This is a genomic window from Nitrosomonas supralitoralis, assembly GCF_003011925.2.
Taxonomy (GTDB): domain Bacteria; phylum Pseudomonadota; class Gammaproteobacteria; order Burkholderiales; family Nitrosomonadaceae; genus Nitrosomonas; species Nitrosomonas supralitoralis.
This window is the reverse complement of record NZ_PXXU01000119.1, coordinates 1-3,125: the sequence shown is the minus strand read 5'-3', so window position 1 is coordinate 3,125 and position 3,125 is coordinate 1. Positions and strand designations below refer to the sequence as shown.

The 3,125-nt window shown below is 47.8% G+C and carries 6 protein-coding genes; all 6 read left to right on the top strand.

The window, feature by feature from the left end:
* The coding region (locus C7H79_RS16750) for a hypothetical protein (protein ID WP_206781775.1) at positions 1 to 371 on the top strand (371 nt) is incomplete at its 5' end.
* Complete coding sequence (locus C7H79_RS16745; RefSeq protein WP_106708371.1) at positions 340 to 867, top strand: hypothetical protein; 528 nt, start codon at positions 340 to 342, stop codon at positions 865 to 867. The genes C7H79_RS16750 and C7H79_RS16745, both read left to right, overlap by 32 nt.
* A 124-nt stretch (positions 868 to 991) precedes the next feature.
* Entirely contained in the window at positions 992 to 1,492 is a 501-nt protein-coding gene (locus C7H79_RS16740) for a hypothetical protein (RefSeq protein WP_106708370.1), read from the top strand.
* Positions 1,493 to 1,531: 39 nt separating this feature from the next.
* Complete coding sequence (locus C7H79_RS16735) at positions 1,532 to 1,891, top strand: hypothetical protein (protein WP_106708369.1); 360 nt, start codon at positions 1,532 to 1,534, stop codon at positions 1,889 to 1,891.
* 2 nt (positions 1,892 to 1,893) lie between these two features.
* Positions 1,894 to 2,280, top strand: a complete 387-nt coding sequence (locus C7H79_RS16730) for a hypothetical protein (protein ID WP_106708368.1) — start codon at positions 1,894 to 1,896, stop codon at positions 2,278 to 2,280.
* 54 nt (positions 2,281 to 2,334) lie between these two features.
* A partial coding sequence (locus tag C7H79_RS16725; protein WP_147383661.1) for a hypothetical protein occupies positions 2,335 to 3,125 on the top strand: 791 nt, incomplete at its 3' end.

Genomic DNA, 3,125 nt, shown 5'->3' with positions numbered 1-3,125 from the left:
GCCGGGATAACTGTCAAGTCGCTATGAATGAAATAACAGATCTTCTTATCAGCGAAGGTGAGGCCATAAGGCTTTTTATGTTTGCCTTTGCAAGCATACTGGGGATGCTGTTTGCCTACGTTAACAGATGGGCAAATAGCGATTCAAAAGAAACTCTTAAATCATACCTTTTTGGCGATCCGAAGGCCGTCGTTAAGGCTTTTTCCACATTGTTCATGTTATGGGCTGGCGCCGGTGGCTTGTCTTATCTGGACACATTAACCGGGTTCAATATTTTTCTGGCTGGCGCTGGCATCGGATATCTAGTGCCGCAAACTGTAGAAAAGAGGGAGGTCGTAAATGTCTCAGCACCTAATACCAAGAGCAAGTAAATTACGCTACATTGAGGGGCAGAAATACCGCTCAGTAGAGTCGTTTTGGGCGATGTGCAATCTGCGTCCTCACAGAGAAATAAACCTGCACAATATCAATCTGACACGCGACGGCATGTTCTACCTGACCCCAGGGTATTCTTCGGATGGTCCGAGCGGTCCTACCATTGACACCAGGGACTTTATGCCGGGCGCTATGGGCTGGCATGATCCTTGTTATGAATTACTTCGCTACGAAATGATGCATATCGAGGTGGACATTATTCAGCCACCATCAAGACCGGGTGAGGGCGTTATCTATCACACCAAACCAGAAGATAAAATAATCAGAAACGCTTCTCACGAGCAAATACGCGAAGAGGTGGATAAGTTCCTGGCCGATATCCTCCTTTTGGATAACATGTGGAGATTCCGAGCTAGGTATGTCTATGAGGGCGTGCGCAAGGGCGGACTATCATCCGCTTCGGTGTGCACGAAGGTATACGCCGCACCTTAATCGATACACGGCATTATATTTGCAGCAAAACCCCACTAACCCGGAAAACCTCCGGGTTTTTGTTTGTTCGCTTGAAATACAGTTCGATATCTGCAACCGACACTGACCCAATGAGGATAAACACATGGCCGTCTCAAATTCAGCTTATCTAAAGCAATTCCATGAAGCATCAAAAGCGATGGGCGCGAAGATCATTTCAAGCGATTTTACGTTTGAAGTCGATGGTTTTGAGCAAAACTATTTGCTGGCAAAGCAGGTGCCCTGGGCAATCGTCTCGCCAGCCGGTGAAATTGAGGTGCCCGGTCCATTGGGAATGGCCTCATATCAGCCGCAACAAGCCAAAACGTACATGCAAGGACAGGTTGCGTTCGAGGAAACAATCGCCGGATCTATCGACAACATGCTGGTTAATTTGCTAACCGGCGGTGGCCGATTCAATGCCACGGTTTATGAAGGAACCCCGCAAAAATTTCTGCGTGCCAAGCGTTACATCGACTGTTTTGTGCAAATCGATAATCCTGATCGTGACTGGGAGAATCGTTCGCAAATCATGATTTTTACCGGAACGTTATTTTTTCATTATTTCGGTGAAATTATCCCAGGTAACTCACTGGATTACACCTGATAGCCATAGTTTTATTAACCAACCAAAGAGGTATCAAGAATGAGTAAAGCACCATCATTTTTAGGAGCTCCTGCAGCAACTCCACCTGGAGCCACCGAAAACCAAGTGATCTCAGCAGCCGATGTTGACAAGAATTACGTGAATAAAGCCACGCCAAAACTGAAAGATGGCGCGGATCAGCCTATGGGTGTGGTAACGCTTGTGGGGGGCACTGCGTTAGTGACCAACAACAAAGTAACCGCCAATAGCCGAATCTTTCTAACCTCTCAGTTAGACGGAGGATCTCCGGGTTCCCTCCGTGTTTCAGCGCGTGTGGATGACACTAGCTTCACAATCACTTCCAGTAGCGGAACCGATACCAGCACCGTTGCTTACCTGATTATTGAGCCAGACGCTTAACGATGGACACTATCGCCTCACTGGTCGATAACTATCTTACCGTTGAACGGCCAGTTAGCGTATTGCTCGACCCTGCCACCGTGCTTGCTCAGGCGGTGGTGGCGTCTAAATTTTATGCGGGTTTTGCAGAACTCGTTGTCAACGATGGAACGGAACCACCCTTCCCTGCCATCACAGAAAATACCGAATTAAGCAATTCCGAGTGGTCTGTAATAAAGCCGCTTTTTGTTCTCTACATCGAGCGTGAATCGGCCATCCATCAAGAGGCTTCGCGGGGCCTGGGGCTGGATGTTTTTGGGCGATCGACAAGCGAGATTGCGCAGGATATCGCCAATCTTGAGTTGAACATGCCTCTGAATGCCTTCTATCAACCTATCGTTACAGTCTAAAGATACCTTGCCGTGATTATTTACTTATCAAATGGTAACCTGATAAGAGGCGATTTGATTAAATCCGCCGTTCTGCGTTCTGATATGTCGCCGGTACCGGTAACACTGGAAGCTGAGATCAGGACCGATGACGACATGACCAGGTACCTGTCCGAAGGTCAAATATTGACCATTGGCGGCGAATCTGGCGACGCGCTGCGTATTATCAAATCAAACAGAGTCATTAACAGGATGGTCCAGGGTGAGCGGGAAATATCAGCCATTCAGATTACGGCCATACTGGATGCCTGTCATAGCATTGTATTTGTGCGAAGCAGGGCGATTATCAAAGAAAATTCCGCGCTATCCTCAATCTATCGTGCGGCGGGTGCCAACATAAAGGCCATTGATGCCGACTTTCCGGTGCCGAGATTCTACTGCCCTATAGGAGATACTCCGAGTTTCCATATAACCCGAGCATTGCAGGAAGAGGGCGGCATTGTTCGCTGGAAAAAAGGCGCGATAAGTTTTATTCGCTTGCCGGACTTGTTTAAGACAAAAGCGGTGATGGATTTACCAAACAATGCATCAGACGACGTTGATAGCGGGTTTCTGGAACGTCATGAGATCCCGTGGTTTTATTCTCTGGATGAGGCCGGCGTGGTTGTAATCGGCAACCAGAAAAAACCGCGTAGCGTGCGATTCTCGCCATTTAAGAATGTTCAGCGACTTTACAATATGTCGCGGTGCCTGATCCAGAAGAAGGTCACAAAGATCAATCTGAATGCAAGACTGGTTGCCGGTGATCTGATTAATTTCATTGATGGTGTGCCACTTAGCATCATTACCGCCGCGCACGTTTTTGA

Bases quoted from the DNA above. Each gene is read 5' to 3' on its own strand.
- C7H79_RS16745 (WP_106708371.1), top strand. From the start codon at position 340: ATGTCTCAGCACCTAATACCAAGAGCAAGTAAATTACGCTACATTGAG.
- C7H79_RS16740 (WP_106708370.1), top strand. From the start codon at position 992: ATGGCCGTCTCAAATTCAGCTTATCTAAAGCAATTCCATGAAGCATCA.
- C7H79_RS16735 (WP_106708369.1), top strand. From the start codon at position 1,532: ATGAGTAAAGCACCATCATTTTTAGGAGCTCCTGCAGCAACTCCACCT.
- C7H79_RS16730 (WP_106708368.1), top strand. From the start codon at position 1,894: ATGGACACTATCGCCTCACTGGTCGATAACTATCTTACCGTTGAACGG.